A 15,639-nucleotide genomic window follows, 5' to 3' on the forward strand; every position below is an offset into this window, starting at 1 on the left:
CTGTTGATCTTGTTTGTTAAAAATCAAAATCAAAAGATCGCAGCCTGCGGCAGCTCCTACAGGGAAGGTGACCTACAGGATATAACGGGACAGGTCTTCGTTCTCCGCCAATTCGCCGAGGTGGCTGTTGACGTATTCGGCGTCGATCAGAATCGGCTTCTCATCGTGGGTGCTGGCCATGTCGCCGGCGCTGAACGACACCTCTTCGAGCAGACGCTCAAGCAGGGTGTGCAGGCGACGGGCACCGATGTTCTCGGTTTTCTCGTTGACCTGCCAGGCGATCTCGGCGATGCGCTTGATGCCTTCCGGCTGGAACTGGATGTTCAGGCCTTCGGTTTTCAGCAGTGCGCAGTATTGCTCGGTGAGCGAAGCGTGAGGTTCGCTGAGGATGCGTTCGAAGTCCGATGGGCTCAGCGCTTTCAGTTCAACGCGGATCGGCAGACGACCTTGCAGCTCAGGCACCAGATCGCTCGGCTTGCTCAGGTGGAACGCACCGGACGCGATGAACAGGATGTGGTCGGTTTTCACCATGCCCAGTTTGGTGTTGACGGTGCAGCCTTCGATCAGCGGCAGCAAGTCGCGCTGCACGCCTTCACGGGAGACGTCGGCGCCGCCGACATTGCCACGCTTGGCGACTTTGTCGATTTCGTCGATGAACACAATGCCGTGCTGCTCAACCGCTTCCAGCGCTTTGGCTTTCAGCTCTTCTTCGTTGACCAGACGCCCGGCTTCTTCGTCACGCACCAGCTTCAGCGCTTCTTTGACCTTGAGCTTGCGGGACTTCTTCTTGCCCTTGCCCATGTTGGCGAACAACGACTGCAACTGGTTGGTCATTTCTTCCATGCCCGGTGGCGCGGAGATATCGACGCCGGCCACTTCGGCGACTTCGATTTCGATCTCCTTGTCATCCAGCTGACCTTCGCGCAGGCGCTTGCGGAACAGTTGACGGGTGTTGGAATCGGAACTTGGCGCTTCTTCATTGCTGAAGCCCATGCGTGCCGGCGGCAGCAGCGCGTCGAGGATACGATCCTCGGCAGCGTCTTCGGCGCGGTGGCGAACGCGGGTCATTTCCTGCTCGCGGAGCAACTTGAGCGCCGCGTCGGCCAGATCACGGATGATCGATTCGACGTCACGGCCGACGTAGCCGACTTCGGTGAATTTGGTCGCTTCGACTTTGATGAACGGCGCGTTGGCGAGTTTCGCCAGACGACGGGCGATCTCGGTTTTACCGACACCGGTCGGGCCGATCATCAGGATGTTCTTCGGGGTCACTTCAACGCGCAGCTCTTCAGGCAGCTGCATGCGGCGCCAGCGGTTGCGCAGGGCAATCGCGACGGCGCGCTTGGCATCGTCCTGGCCGATGATGTGGCGGTTAAGTTCGTGGACGATTTCGCGGGGAGTCATGGACATAGTAGTTGACGGTCCTCAAGCAAAAACAAGCCGTGGCACAGGGCCGCGTCAGGCTTATTCAGCGAGATCCTGCTCCTCAATGGTCTGAGTGTGGTTGGTGAATACACAGATGTCGCCGGCGATACCGAGGGCGGTTTCGACGATTTCGCGAGCCGACAGGTCGGTCTTTTTCAGCAGGGCGCTGGCCGCAGCCTGTGCGTAGCCGCCGCCGGAACCCATGGCGATCAGGCCGTCTTCGGGTTCGACCACGTCACCGTTGCCGGTGATGATCAGGGAAGCGTCTTTGTTGGCAACCGCGAGCATCGCTTCGAGGCGGCTCAGGGAGCGGTCGGTGCGCCATTCTTTGGCGAGTTCGACCGCGGCGCGCACCAGGTGGCCCTGATGTTTTTCAAGCTGGCCTTCGAAACGTTCGAAGAGGGTAAAGGCGTCGGCGGTGGCACCGGCAAAACCGGCGATGACCTGACCGTGGTACAGGCGACGAACTTTTTTCGCGTTGCCTTTCATCACGGTGTTGCCAAGAGAAACCTGGCCGTCGCCGCCCATGACGACTTTGCCGTGACGGCGGACTGAAACGATGGTGGTCAAGGGAAGAGTCTCCACACAGCGGGGCGAAAGTGCCTTATGCCCATTCATATGGGGGTGCTGGAGAGGATTTCAAGCATAGCGCGGGAGAGGAGACGAGCGGTGACCAACTGTAGGAGCTGCCGAAGGCTGCGATCTTTTGATCCTGATCTGAAAGCAAAATCAAAAGATCGCAGCCTTCGGCAGCTCCTACAGGAGGTTTGCCTCGCCTGTGGGAGCGGTTTTCTACGGAGGGTCAGCGGCTCTGGCGTTGTTGTAACAACAGATTGCTAAAACCGCTGCCCGCCAGTTGTTTCTGTGCGGTGGTCAGTTGTTCGCGGTTGCTGAACGGGCCGACCAGCACGCGGTACCAGGTTTCATCTTTCACCGTGCCCGATTCAACCGCGACCGCCTGGCCGAGCAGAATGATCTGCGCACGCACTTTGTCCGCGTCCGCCTCTTTGCGGAACGAACCGGCCTGGAGGAAGAACTTGGTCACGGGCGCCGCTTTCACCGGTGGTGCCGGTGGCGGGGTGATCCCGGCCAGCGCCGCCTGAGCACGCGCAGTGTCGATTTTCGCCGCTTCCGCCGGGGTCACCGGAGTGGTCGGCACTTGTGGCGTCGGCAGGGTTTTCTCCGGCACGGCGTCGGGCGGCACGATCACTTCCGATTCCGGCAGCAGGGTGTAGAAGTCGTACTTCGGTTTCACAGGCTGGGTCGGGCTCGGCGGGGTCTTGTTGGCCTCGGCGATCTTCGACGCTTTCTGCTGTTGCGCTTGCTCGACTTTCTCACGCTTGACCGTGTCGCTGCCCTTGCCCGGCTCCAGTTTCATCAGAAACACGATGAACGCGCCGACCGTCAGGCCGATGGCCATCCACAGCCAACCCGGAATCGGTTGCTTCGCAGGAGCTTGGTAACGGCTGGCGCCACGCTTGGGTGCAGGTTTTTTCTTGGCAGCCAACTTACATACGCTCCAGAGTTTCCAGACCCAACAGCTCCAGGCCTTGCTTGAGGGTGCGACCGGTCAGCGCGGCCAGACGCAGACGGCTCTGCATCTGGGCCGGCGTTTCGGCGGCGAGGATCGGGCAGTTCTCGTAGAAGCTGGAGAACAGACCGGCAACGTCATACAGATAAGTGCAGAGAATGTGCGGCGTGCCTTTGTCAGACACGTTGTTCAGCACTTCGCCGAACTGCGCCAGTTTCGCCGCCAGCTCTTGTTCATGCGCCGCTTCCAGCACGATCTGGCCGTCGACTTCGCTGAAGTCCTTGCCCAGTTTACGGAACACACCGGCGACGCGGGTGTAAGCGTAAAGCAGGTACGGCGCGGTGTTGCCTTCGAAATTCAGCATCAGATCGAAGTTGAAGCTGTAGTCGCTGGTGCGGTGCTTCGACAGGTCGGCATATTTCACCGCACCGATGCCGACGACTTTGGCGATGTTGCGCAGTTCGTCTTCGGCCAGCGTCGGGTTCTTTTCTTTCACGAGGTTGTAGGCACGTTCCTGCGCTTCGGTCAGCAGGTCGATCAGCTTCACGGTGCCGCCGTCGCGGGTCTTGAACGGACGGCCATCGGCGCCGTTCATGGTGCCGAAGCCCATGTGTTCCATCTCCATCGGATGGGTCACAAAACCGGCCTTGCGCGCCACGGCGAACACTTGCTGGAAGTGCAGGGCCTGACGCTGATCGACGAAGTACAGCGCGCGATCGGCTTTCAGTTTGCCGCTGCGGTAGCGCACGGCCGCCAGGTCAGTGGTGGCGTACAGGTAGCCACCGTCGGCCTTGACGATGATCACCGGCAGCGGGTCGCCGTCGGCGTTCTTGAACTCGTCGAGGAACACGCACTGGGCGCCGTTGCTCTCGACCAGCATGCCAGCGGCTTTCAAGTCGTTGACCACGTTGATCAGGTCGTCGTTGTAGGCGCTTTCGCCCATAACGTCTGCCATGGTCAGTTTGACGTTGAGCAGTTCGTAGATCTTCTGGCAGTGCGACAGCGAGATGTCCTTGAACTTCGTCCACAGCGCCAGGCAATCAGCATCGCCGGCCTGCAGCTTGACCACCAGACCACGGGCGCGGTCGGCGAATTCTTCGGATTCATCGAAACGTTGTTTGGCGGCGCGGTAGAAGTTTTCCAGATCCGACAGCTCGTCGCTGGTGATCGGGTTTTCCTGCAGATACGCCATCAGCATGCCGAACTGGGTGCCCCAGTCGCCGACGTGGTTCTGACGGATCACTTCATCGCCGAGGAATTCGAGGACGCGGGCCACGCCGTCGCCAATGATGGTCGAACGCAAGTGGCCGACGTGCATCTCTTTGGCCAGATTCGGTGCCGACAGGTCGACCACGGTGCGCTGCGCCGGGCCGGCCTTGCGCACGCCAACATGGGCATCAGCCAAGGCAGCGTCGAGACGCGAGGCCAAAGCCTGAGTGTTCTGGAAGAAGTTGATGAAGCCCGGGCCAGCGATTTCGGCTTTGGTGACGTTTTCGTCAGCCGGCAGCGCGGCGATGATTTTTTCCGCCAGATCGCGCGGCTTCATGCCCGCAGGCTTGGCCAGCATCATCGCGATGTTGCTGGCGAAATCGCCGTGGGTTTTGTCACGGGCGTTCTCCACCTGAATCGCCGGCGACAGGCCTTCAGGCAACACACCTTCGTTGACGAGTTGGGTGAGGGCTTGTTGGATCAGCTGGCGAATGGTGTCTTTCATGGTCTTCTCTTTCGACCGCAAGCGCGGCGGCGCATCGATGCGCGGGTGGAAAAACTGGGCATTATCCGTTGCGAAGACGGGCTTGCCAACCTTAGCAGGCAGGTTATGGATATGTGGTGACAATTAGGGCCTCTTCGCGAGCAAGCCCGCTCCCACAGGTACAGCGCCGTCCTTGTGGGAGCGGGCTTGCTCGCGAAGGCAATCCTCAGATCAATACAAATCGACGGGATCGACATCCAAGGACCAACGCACCGCCCGCCCGCTCGGCATCTGCTCCAGCGCCAACAGCCAACTGGTCAACAATCGGTGCAATGGCGCCCGCGCCGACGCCTGCAATAAAAGCTGCGCACGATAACGCCCGGCCCGTCGCTCCATCGGCGCCGGCACTGGTCCGAGCAATTCAATCCCGCTCAGATTCTGCTCCGCCAGCAAGCGCTCCGCCTCGCTGCACGCCTCATCGAGAAACCCTTCCGCCTGCCCCGGCTTGTGCGCCTCAGCGCGCAACAGTGCCAAATGCGCAAACGGCGGCAGCCCGGCCGCACGCCGTTCGCTCAAAGCCTGTTCGGCAAAGGCGAAGTAACCCTGCTCGGTGAGTTGCACCAATAAAGGATGGTCGGCCAGATGCGTTTGAATAATCACCTTGCCCGGCTCCTCTGCCCGGCCCGCGCGCCCGGCCACCTGCACAATCAACTGCGCCATGCGCTCGCTGGCGCGGAAGTCGCCGGAGAACAGCCCGCCGTCGGCATCGAGGATCGACACCAGCGTCACCCGTGGAAAGTGGTGACCCTTGGCGAGCATCTGCGTGCCGACCAAAATGCACGGCTGGCCCTTCTGAATCGTCGCGAACAGCTGATTCATCGCGTCCTTGCGCGAGGTGCTGTCGCGGTCGACGCGCAGCACCGGATAGTCGGGAAACAGAATCGCCAGCCGTTCCTCGGCGCGCTCGGTGCCGGCGCCCACCGGACGCAAATCGACCTTGTTGCACTTCGGGCACTGGCGCGGCGTGCGCTCGACGTAGCCGCAATGGTGGCAGCGCAACTCGCCATAACGCTGATGCACGGTCATCCGCGCATCGCAACGCGAACACTCGGACATCCAGCCGCAATCGTGGCACAGCAGCGTCGGCGCGAAACCGCGACGGTTGAGGAACACCAGCACCTGCTGGCCGTTGGCGAGGGTCTGGCCGATGGCTTGTTGCATCGGCCCGGAAATCCCGCTGTCGAGTGGACGGCTTTTTACATCCAGGCGTAGGAAGCGTGGCTGCTTGGCGCCACCGGCACGCTCATTCAGGCGTAGGAGGCCGTAACGTCCGGTGTAGGCGTTGTGCAGACTTTCCAGCGAAGGCGTGGCGGAGCCGAGCACGATCGGGATGTTTTCCTGCCGCGCACGCACCAGCGCCAGATCGCGGGCGTGGTAGCGCAAACCTTCCTGCTGTTTATAAGAACCGTCGTGCTCCTCGTCGATGATGATCAGGCCGGGATTTTTCATTGGCGTGAACAGCGCCGAACGGGTGCCGATAATAATGTCGGCCTCGCCATCACGGGCGGCGAGCCAGGCTTCGAGGCGCTCGCGATCATTGACCGCCGAGTGCAACAGGGCGATGCGCGCGTTGAAGCGTTGCTCGAAGCGCGCCAGGGTCTGCGGGCCGAGGTTGATCTCCGGGATCAGCACCAGTGCCTGCTTGCCGGCTTCGAGGGTTTCGCGGATCAACTGTAAATAGACTTCGGTCTTGCCGCTGCCGGTGACGCCGGCCAGCAGGAAGGCGTGATAACTGTCGAAACCGGCGCGAATCGCTTCGTACGCGGCGCGTTGCTCGCTGTTCAGCGGCAGCTCCGGTTGCGCCAGCCAATGTTCATGGCGCAAGCCCGGTGCATGGCGGCGGATCTCGACTTGCACCAGACCTTTGGCCAGCAGCAGGTCGAGGCTGTCTTTGCTCAGCATCAGTTTGCTCAGCAACTGATGCGCGACGCCGTGCGGGTGCTGGGCCAATGTGGCGAGCGCTTCACGCTGACGCGGCGCGCGGGCGATACGCGGATCATCAAGGCTGGCACCGGGGGCGGCTGACCAGAAACGTTCCTGACGCGCCTCGGCCAGTTCGCCCTGACGCAACAGCACCGGCAGCGCCCAGCTCAAGGTGTCGCCGAGGCTGTGCTGATAATACTGCGACGTCCACAGGCACAGCTTGAACAGCGCTGGCGGTAGCGGCGGCGTCGTGTCGAGCAGGGCCAGCGCCGGTTTGAGTTTCTCCACCGGCACTTCGCTGGTGTCAGTGACCTCGACCAGAATGCCGATCATCTCGCGCCGGCCAAACGGTACGCGCAAACGCATGCCCGGCTGCAATTGCTCGCGCAGCACGCCGGCCGGCGCTCGATAATCGAACAGGCGGCGCAGGGGCGAAGGCAAAGCGAGGCGCAGAATGGCGTCGGGCACGCGGGGGGATCTCTATCAACACAAAAAGAAGGCTGAGCGCAGATCAATTGTGGGAGCGGGCTTGCTCGCGAATGCGGCGTGTCAGGCGCTAAATCATTGACTGGCACAACGCATTCGCGAGCAAGCCCGCTCCCACAGGGGAATGCGTTCAAGGTCGGGAGCCTAGCAGACGGTCGGTCTCGGTGACAGCTTGCGTGATTTAAAAGGTCTGGTAGAATCCGCGGCCTAATTACGTGCGGTATTCAACAATAGTGTTGGATGGCGGCACGCAGCCTGAGGAAGACATCATGAAAGCTGATATTCATCCAACATACGAAGTCACCGCAGTTACCTGCAGCTGTGGCAACAAGTTCGAAACTCGTTCGAACCTGGCCAAGCCTCTGGCGATCGACGTTTGCAACGAATGCCACCCGTTCTACACCGGTAAGCAAAAGACTCTGGACACTGGCGGCCGCGTTCAGCGCTTCGCAGACCGTTTCGGTGCTTTCGGCAAGAAGCCTGCTGCTGCAGAGTAAAGTTGAAAGGCCCGATGGGCTTTTCCTCATTGCTGAAAAAGGCGTCCCTTGTGGGCGCCTTTTTTGTGTCTGCGATTTGGCTGTCCGCCGCGCAAGCTTTCTGCCCCACGCCCGAAGGGCTGACCCGCGTCACGGTGCAACGCGTGGTCGATGGCGACACCGTTCGGTTAAGCGACGGGCGCAGTGTGCGGATGATCGGCCTCAACACACCTGAGCTGGGCAAGCAGGGCCGCAGTGACGAGCCGTTCGCGGTGGCGGCGCGCAAACGTCTGGAATCATTAGTGGCCGACAGCAATGGACAGCTCGGTTTGCGCCTCGGCAAGCAGACGAAAGATCACTACGGCCGCACGCTCGCGCACCTCTACAGCGCCAGCGGCGCCAATCTTGAAGCGCAGATGCTCGCCGATGGCCTCGGCTTTCAGGTCGCGGTCGCGCCGAATATCGATTTGGTTACGTGTCAGCAAGCCGCCGAGCGCAGTGCGCGAAAGGCAAGCCGTGGCGTCTGGCGGCAGTCGCCGGTGCTGAAAGCGGCGCGGATCCAGCGTTCCGGTTTCGCCGTGGTCAGTGGCCGTGTGAGCAAGGTTCAGCGCAATCGTGGCGGAACCTGGATCGAGTTGCAGGGTGCGCTTGTATTGCGCGTTGCACCCAATCTGGTCGGACAATTCGACAATGCCCGGTTGCAGGCGTTGAAGGGCAAGCAGATCGAGGTGCGCGGCTGGATTGTCGATCGATCACGGCGCGGCGGCTTGAATCAAGGTCAGCCACACTGGCTACTTCCGCTGACAGATTCGTCGATGTTGCAAAGCACTCGCTGAAATAAAATTGTAGACATTTTTTCTGTCGATTGTGAACAGTCCAGCCCTTGTGCGCCGTGGCTCTTGGCCCAAAGTCGTAGGGCAGGGCGCTTGACAGGGGTGACCGCTCAGTCTTGTGGGGACTTTGCGAGGCGCGTATCCTCGCTGACCAGTCTGTCCAACAGTAAAAAGCGGAATGCCAAAATGTCTGATCTGAAAACTGCCGCTCTCGAATATCATGCCAATCCTCGTCCAGGGAAGCTGAGTGTCGAGCTCACCAAGGCCACTGCTACCGCTCGCGACTTGTCGCTGGCTTATAGCCCCGGCGTAGCTGAACCAGTGCGTGAGATCGCTCGCGATCCTGAACTGGCCTACAAATACACCGGCAAGGGCAACCTGGTTGCAGTCATTTCCGATGGCACCGCGATTCTCGGCCTGGGTAACCTCGGCCCGTTGGCGTCCAAGCCAGTGATGGAAGGTAAAGGCGTGCTGTTCAAGCGCTTCGCCGGCATCGACGTATTCGACATCGAAGTCGACTCCGAAAGCCCGCAAGCCTTCATCGACACCGTAAAACGCATCTCCATCACTTTCGGTGGCATCAACCTGGAAGACATCAAGGCACCAGAGTGCTTTGAGATCGAACGTGCTCTGATCGAGCAGTGCGACATTCCGGTATTCCACGATGACCAGCACGGCACCGCGATCGTGACCGCTGCCGGCATGATCAACGCCCTGGAAATCGCAGGCAAAACCCTGCCAGACGCCAAGATCGTTTGCCTGGGCGCCGGCGCTGCCGCCATCTCCTGCATGAAGTTGCTGGTGAGCATGGGCGCTCGCATCGAAAACATCTTCATGGTTGACCGTACCGGCGTGATCCACTCCGGCCGTGACGACCTGAACCAGTACAAAGCGGTATTCGCTCACGCCACCGAGAAGCGCAGCCTGGCTGACGCTCTGCAAGGCGCTGACGTGTTCGTTGGCCTGTCCGGCCCGAACCTGCTGAGCCCTGAAGGCCTGCTGTCGATGGCGGCCAACCCGATCGTGTTCGCGTGCTCGAACCCGGATCCGGAAATCTCCCCGGAACTGGCACACGCCACCCGTAACGACGTGATCATGGCCACCGGCCGTTCGGACTACCCGAACCAGGTCAACAACGTACTGGGCTTCCCGTTCATCTTCCGTGGTGCCCTGGACGTTCGCGCCAAGCGCATCAACGAAGAAATGAAAGTGGCTGCCGCCAACGCCCTGCGTGAACTGGCCAAACTGCCAGTGCCACAGGACGTGTGCGATGCCTACGGCGGTGCTCCGCTGGAATTCGGTCGTGAGTACATCATTCCGAAGCCAATGGACAAGCGCCTGATCACCCTGATCTCCGACGCTGTGGCCAAGGCTGCTATCGAGACTGGTGTGGCAACCCTGCCGTATCCGAAGAACTACCCGCTGAAAAGCGTGGATGACGTGTTCAACGGCTAAGCCGTTGTAACGCCTCAACCGAAAGCCCTGGCTCGTGAGAGTCGGGGCTTTTTTATTGTCTGGAGATCAAGGGCTCCCTCACCCTAGCCCTCTCCCGGAGGGAGAGGGGACCGATTGGGGGATGCTGGGGAGTGACGCCGACATGAAAGTGTTGTGTTGAATCCATAGGCGCTGATGCACTTTCAGGTCGGTGTATCTCGTGAATTTTCCACGGTCAGTCCCCTCTCCCTCCGGGAGAGGGCTAGGGTGAGGGGCTCTTGATCTTCAGGCAATAAAAAGCCCCGCACTTCAACCGAAGGCGGGGCTTTTCAGTGCCGCTGGATCAGAACAAGTCGATCGGCGCCTGTTCATCCGCCGGCAACGGGCTGCCTGGCACAGCGCCGTTACCCAGCTCATTCACCGATGGCGGGGTATCCTCAGCCTTGAACAGCTCGAAGTACGCCCCCGGCGTGCTCGGCGTCGCCGCACGGCCACTCACCGGATCCACGCGCAAGCTCAGCAAGCCTTCCGGCTCAGGCTGCACGTGCGGTGGCTTGTCCTTCAGCGCCGCCGACATGTAATTCATCCAGATTGGCAGTGCCACCGTGCCACCGAACTCGCGACGACCAAGGCTTTCCGGCTGGTCGAAGCCCGTCCAGACCGTGGTCACGTAATCGGCGTTGTACCCGGAGAACCAGGCATCCTTCGATTCGTTGGTGGTACCGGTTTTGCCGGCGATGTCGCTGCGACCCATGGCCAGCGCGCGACGGCCGGTGCCGAGCTTGATTACGTCCTGCAACATGCTGTTGAGGATGTACGTGGTGCGGCCATCAACGATGCGCTCGGCGACGGCAGGCGTTTGCGGTGCCGCCGCAGTGCCCGGTGCTTCACCCGGCGTAGCGTTGACCGTGATCGCGTCAGTGTGCGGCGCGGCAATGCCGTCCGTTGCTGCAGCGCCCTGCGGGACGGTCGGCGGGTTGGCGACGAACAGCGTGTCGCCGTTACGGCTTTCGATCTTGTCGATCACATAAGGCGTGATCTTGTAGCCACCGTTGGCGAACGTGCTCCAGCCGGTCGCGATCTCCATTGGCGTCAGCGTCGCAGTACCCAGTGCCAGTGAAAGGTTCGGCGGCAGATCCTGCTTGTTGAAGCCGAAGCGCGTGATGTAATCGATGGTCTTGCTCACGCCCATCGCTTGCAGCAAACGGATCGACACCAGGTTGCGCGATTTGTACAAACCTTCACGCAAGCGGATCGGGCCGAGGAAGGTGTTGGTGTCGTTCTTCGGACGCCAGACCTTGTCCAGGTACTCGTCGACAAACACGATCGGCGCGTCGTTGACCAGCGTCGCGGCGGTGTAGCCGCTGTCCAGCGCGGCGCTATAAACGAATGGCTTGAAGCTCGAACCCGGCTGACGCTTGGCCTGCATGGCGCGGTTGTAGTTGCTCTGCTCGAAAGCGAAACCACCGACCAGCGAGCGGATTGCGCCGTTCTGCGGATCCAGCGAGACCAGCGCGCCTTGCGCCTGCGGGATCTGGCTGAATTTCAGCGAATTGTCTTTCTGACGCTGCACACGAACCAGATCGCCAACCTGCGCAACATCCGACGGCTGACGCGGATTCGGGCCCATGCTGTTGGTATTGAGGAACGGCCGCGCCCATTTCATGGTGTCCCAGGCCACGTGTTCTTCACCGGTGCGGGTCAGCACTTGCAGGCCGTTCTTGTCGACTTGCGTGACGATCGCCGGTTCGAGGCTGCTGATGGTGCGTTGTTTGGTCAGCTCGCTGGCCCAGGCTTCGCGGGTTTTGCCCGGCAGGCGCGACTCGGGGCCACGGTAGCCGTGACGCTGGTCGTAGGTCATCAAGCCTTCGTGCAGCGCGGTGTTGGCCATTTCCTGCAGATTGCTCGGTACCGTGGTGGTGACGCGGAAACCTTCGGTATAGGCGTCGCTGCCATAACGGCCGACCATTTCGGCACGGGCCATTTCGGCGATGTACGGTGCGTTCACTTCCGGGGTCGGCACGTGATAACTGGCGTTCAGCGGCTCGTTGATCGCAGCGGTGTAATCCGCTTCGGTGATCTTGCCGAGCTTGTACATGCGCCCGAGGATCCAGTCGCGGCGTTCTTTACTGCGCGTCGGGTTGGCCAGCGGATTGAAGCGCGACGGGGCTTTCGGCAGGCCGGCGATCATCGCCATCTGCGCCAGGCTGATGTCGCGGATCGACTTGCCGTAATACACCTGCGCCGCCGCCTCGATGCCGTAGGCGCGGTTACCCAGATAGATCTTGTTCACGTACAGCTCAAGGATTTCGTCCTTGGTCAGCTGTCGCTCGATCTGCAGGGCCAGGAGGATTTCAGTGGTTTTGCGCGAGAAGCTGCGTTCGCTGGTCAGGAAGAAGTTCTTCGCCACCTGCATGGTGATGGTGCTGCCGCCGGACTGAATGTGGCCGCTTTTGACCAATTGCGTCGCGGCGCGCATCAGGCTGCTCGGATCGACGCCATAGTGATTGGCGAAATTGTCGTCTTCAGCACTTAGTAACGCATTAATGAAATTGGGGGGAATGTCGGCGAAACGGATCGGAGTCCGGCGCATTTCGCCAAATTCTGCGATCAACTTGTTGTCGCTGCTGTAGACCCGCAATGGAATCTGCAACTGAATGCTTCTCAGGGCCTCCACAGAAGGCAAACCCGGACTAAGGTAAAGATAGGCGCCGCTGAGACCTAAAAGCAGTCCGCAGAAAACGGCGACGATGGACCAACCGAAAAATTTCAGCAGACGAATCAAGGCGTTTGGACATCCAGGGCAAAGAATGAATTTGGCGACGGGGTTCCGGCTACACACAGAACGCCCGCGCAGGCAGTAAAAAGCGGAAAAAATCGCTGGGCATTATAAGCACTTTTCCGTCGGAGGCGTCATTGGCGCGTCTGTCAAGGTGGGGTCAGGGAACGCAATGCGTATTACAGAGTCCGTAACTCACGGAAAGTCATAGGGAATTGGTAGTGCTAGGACTCTTCAATAAAAAGACCAATACGTTACTGGGGATCGACATCAGCTCCACCTCGGTAAAACTGCTGGAGCTGAGCCGTCAGGGCGATCGCTACCGGGTCGAGGCGTATGCGGTAGAGCCGTTGCCGGCGAATGCCGTGGTCGAAAAAAACATCGCCGAACTCGAAGGCGTGGGCCAAGCCCTCAGCCGGGTGCTGGTCAAGGCGCGCACCGGGCTCAAGAGCGTGGCGGTGGCGGTGGCCGGATCAGCGGTGATCACCAAAGTCATCGAAATGGACGCCGGACTTTCCGACGACGAACTGGAAAACCAGCTCAAAATCGAAGCCGACCAATACATTCCCTATCCCTTGGATGAAGTCGCCATCGATTTCGAAGTCCAGGGCGTATCGCCGCGCAACCCGGAACGGGTCAATGTACTGCTGGCCGCCTGTCGCAAGGAAAACGTCGAAGTCCGTGAAGCAGCGCTGGCCCTCGCCGGGCTCACTGCGCGGGTGGTGGACGTCGAGGCCTATGCGCTGGAGCGCTCGTTTGGCCTGCTCTCCACGCAACTCGCCGCCTCGCAAGAGCGCCTCACCGTGGCAGTGGTCGACATCGGCGCGACCATGACCACCCTCAGCGTTTTGCACAACGGCAAAATCATTTATACCCGCGAGCAACTGTTCGGCGGGCGTCAGCTGACTGAGGAAATCCAGCGCCGTTACGGCCTGACCGTCGAACAGGCGGGGCTGGCGAAGAAGCAGGGCGGCTTGCCCGACGATTACGTCAGCGAAGTCCTGCAACCGTTTCGCGAAGCGCTGGTGCAGCAAGTTTCGCGCTCGCTGCAGTTTTTCTTCGCCTCCGGGCAGTACAACGCCGTCGATCACATTCTGCTGGCCGGCGGCACGGCGTCGGTGCCGGGGCTCGATCGCCTCATCGAACAGCGCTTGAATACGCCGACGCAAGTGGCCAATCCGTTTTCCGATATGTCCCTGAGCAGCAAGGTCAACGCTGGCGCTCTGGCGAGTGATGCGCCGGCCCTGATGATTGCCTGCGGGCTCGCGCTCAGGAGTTTTGACTGATGGCGCGGATCAACCTTTTACCGTGGCGCGAGGAGCGCCGTGAAGAGCGGCGCAAACGCTTCCTGCTGGCGCTGACCGGCGTCATCGTCGGTTCGGTGGGCGCGGTGTTCATCGCCGATCAGGTGATCAGCGCGGCGATCGATCGACAAGTGGCGCGCAACGATTACATCGGCAAACAAATTGCCGTGGTCGACGAACGGATCAAACAGATCAGTGAGCTCAAGGCCCATCGCCAGCAACTGGTCGAACGCATGCGCATCATCCAAGACTTGCAGGGCAACCGGCAGGTCAGCGGGCGGATCTTCGATCAACTGGCGCGGACGCTGCCCGACGGCGTGTATTTCACCCAAGTGAAAATGCTCGGCAAAACCCTGTCCATCAGTGGCGCGGCGGAGTCGAACAACCGTGTCTCCGAGTTGATGCGCAATCTTGACGCCTCCGACTGGTTCGATGCGCCGAGCCTCAATGAAGTCAAAGCCACCTCCGCCGATCAGGTGGAACAGGCCAACGTCTTCCAGCTGACCGTTCGTCAGACGCAGCCGAAGACGGCGGAGGACGAGCCATGAAGCCGTCCGAATGGCTGGAGAGCCTGCGCAGCATCGACTTCAACGATCTCGACACCAGCAACATCGGCTCGTGGCCAGCGGCGGTAAAAGCCATGGCCGGCGCATTGCTGATGATTCTGGTGCTCGCGCTGGGCTACAACTTTTTCATCAGCGACATGCAAGACCAACTCGAACTCAAGCGCGAAGAGGAAGCCACGCTCAAGGAGCAGTTCGCCAGCAAGGCGCATGTCTCGGCCAATCTCGAGCTGTACACCCAACAGATGAAGGAGATGGAAAACTCCTTCGGTGTGCTGTTGCGGCAGCTGCCCAGCGACACCGAAGTGCCGGGCCTGCTCGAAGACATCACCCGCACCGGTCTGGGCAGCGGTCTGGAATTCGAAGAGATCAAATTGCTGCCGGAGGTTACCCAGCAGTTCTACATCGAGTTGCCGATCCAGATCACCGTAACTGGCGCCTATCACGATCTCGCGACTTTCGTCAGCGGCGTCGCCGGGTTGCCGCGCATCGTCACCCTGCATGATTTCGAACTGGCGCCAGCCAATCCGGAAGGCGGGACGAAGCTGCGCATGAACATCCTCGCCAAGACGTACCGCTATAACGACAAGGGGCTGCAAAAATGAGCCCGCCACGCTATTTGGCCCTGTCGATAGCCCTGCTCGCGCTCAATGGTTGTGGTGGCGGCAATGACTTCAGCGACCTTGATGCCTACATGAATGAAGTGCGGCTGCGCCCGCCGGGGAAAATTGAACCAACCCCGACATTCCGGTCTTACCCCACATTCACTTACAGCGCCGCCAACCTGCGCAGCCCGTTCTCGCGTCAGGTGCGCATCGATCTGGCCGGGCAAAAACAGGGTTCGCGCAACGTCAAACCCGACCCCAATCGGGTCAAGCAATACCTCGAAGGTTTCAACATCGAGCAGTTTGAAATGGTCGGCACCATCTCCAATGCCGGCGGCTCTTTTGCGCTGTTGCGCGGAGCCGGCGGCGTGCACCGGATGAAGGTCGGCGACTACCTGGGGCGCAATGACGGACGCATCGTCTCGATCAGCGCGACCCAGGTCGATGTGGTCGAGATCGTTCCCGACGGCGAAGGGGCCTGGCTGGAACGTCCGCGCACCATTCCTTTGAAAGAGCACTCATAGTGG

Annotated in this window: 13 protein-coding genes; 7 read left to right on the plus strand and 6 right to left on the minus strand. The window is 60.6% G+C overall.

Annotation, left to right across the window (positions count from 1 at the left end):
• Positions 1–72: 72 nt before the first annotated feature.
• From hslU to GVL50_RS02475, 5 genes are all read right to left on the minus strand, one after another.
• A complete protein-coding gene (gene hslU, locus GVL50_RS02455; protein ID WP_053116639.1) occupies positions 73–1,410 on the minus strand; it encodes an HslU--HslV peptidase ATPase subunit in 1,338 nt (445 codons plus the stop codon).
• Positions 1,411–1,464: 54 nt separating this feature from the next.
• Positions 1,465–1,995, minus strand: a complete 531-nt coding sequence (hslV, locus tag GVL50_RS02460) for an ATP-dependent protease subunit HslV (protein WP_016984593.1) — start codon at positions 1,993–1,995, stop codon at positions 1,465–1,467.
• A gap of 232 nt (positions 1,996–2,227) precedes the next feature.
• A complete protein-coding gene (locus GVL50_RS02465; RefSeq protein WP_159811618.1) occupies positions 2,228–2,932 on the minus strand; it encodes an SPOR domain-containing protein in 705 nt (234 codons plus the stop codon).
• Position 2,933: 1 nt separating this feature from the next.
• Entirely contained in the window at positions 2,934–4,670 is a 1,737-nt protein-coding gene (argS, locus tag GVL50_RS02470; protein WP_159811619.1) for an arginine--tRNA ligase, read from the minus strand.
• A gap of 210 nt (positions 4,671–4,880) precedes the next feature.
• Positions 4,881–7,100, minus strand: a complete 2,220-nt coding sequence (locus tag GVL50_RS02475; protein WP_053116642.1) for a primosomal protein N' — start codon at positions 7,098–7,100, stop codon at positions 4,881–4,883.
• 287 nt (positions 7,101–7,387) lie between these two features.
• On the opposite strand from GVL50_RS02475, the gene rpmE reads away from it, so the two are divergent.
• The 3 genes from rpmE to GVL50_RS02490 all read left to right on the plus strand — a co-directional run bounded on the left by rpmE (position 7,388) and on the right by GVL50_RS02490 (position 9,882).
• Complete coding sequence (gene rpmE, locus GVL50_RS02480) at positions 7,388–7,615, plus strand: 50S ribosomal protein L31 (protein WP_053116643.1); 228 nt, start codon at positions 7,388–7,390, stop codon at positions 7,613–7,615.
• A gap of 14 nt (positions 7,616–7,629) precedes the next feature.
• Complete coding sequence (locus GVL50_RS02485) at positions 7,630–8,430, plus strand: thermonuclease family protein (protein ID WP_159811620.1); 801 nt, start codon at positions 7,630–7,632, stop codon at positions 8,428–8,430.
• Between the two features lie 183 nt (positions 8,431–8,613).
• Complete coding sequence (locus GVL50_RS02490) at positions 8,614–9,882, plus strand: malic enzyme-like NAD(P)-binding protein (protein ID WP_159811621.1); 1,269 nt, start codon at positions 8,614–8,616, stop codon at positions 9,880–9,882.
• 322 nt (positions 9,883–10,204) lie between these two features.
• On the opposite strand, the gene GVL50_RS02495 is transcribed toward GVL50_RS02490, so the two are convergent.
• The gene (locus tag GVL50_RS02495) at positions 10,205–12,643 is read right to left on the minus strand and encodes a penicillin-binding protein 1A (protein ID WP_371925897.1); all 2,439 of its coding nucleotides are present in this window, start codon (positions 12,641–12,643) and stop codon (positions 10,205–10,207) included.
• Positions 12,644–12,861: 218 nt separating this feature from the next.
• Here GVL50_RS02495 and GVL50_RS02500 point away from each other — a divergent pair, with 218 nt between their 5' ends.
• The 4 genes from GVL50_RS02500 to GVL50_RS02515 are packed head-to-tail and all read left to right on the plus strand — an operon-like array spanning position 12,862 to position 15,636.
• Positions 12,862–13,926 carry a pilus assembly protein PilM gene (locus tag GVL50_RS02500; RefSeq protein WP_053116647.1) on the plus strand — a complete coding sequence of 355 codons (1,065 nt, stop codon included), beginning with the start codon at positions 12,862–12,864 and terminating at the stop codon, positions 13,924–13,926.
• The gene (locus GVL50_RS02505) at positions 13,926–14,492 is read left to right on the plus strand and encodes a PilN domain-containing protein (RefSeq protein WP_159811623.1); all 567 of its coding nucleotides are present in this window, start codon (positions 13,926–13,928) and stop codon (positions 14,490–14,492) included. The genes GVL50_RS02500 and GVL50_RS02505 overlap by 1 nt, the downstream gene beginning before the upstream one ends.
• A complete protein-coding gene (gene pilO / locus GVL50_RS02510) occupies positions 14,489–15,112 on the plus strand; it encodes a type 4a pilus biogenesis protein PilO (RefSeq protein WP_159811624.1) in 624 nt (207 codons plus the stop codon). Before GVL50_RS02505 ends, pilO begins: the two co-directional genes overlap by 4 nt.
• Entirely contained in the window at positions 15,109–15,636 is a 528-nt protein-coding gene (locus tag GVL50_RS02515) for a pilus assembly protein PilP (RefSeq protein ID WP_159811625.1), read from the plus strand. Before pilO ends, GVL50_RS02515 begins: the two co-directional genes overlap by 4 nt.
• The last annotated feature ends 3 nt before the right edge of the window (positions 15,637–15,639 follow it).

Origin of the sequence: Pseudomonas sp. 18058 (genome assembly GCF_902706155.1) — a bacterium.
Lineage (GTDB): Bacteria > Pseudomonadota > Gammaproteobacteria > Pseudomonadales > Pseudomonadaceae > Aquipseudomonas > Aquipseudomonas rustica.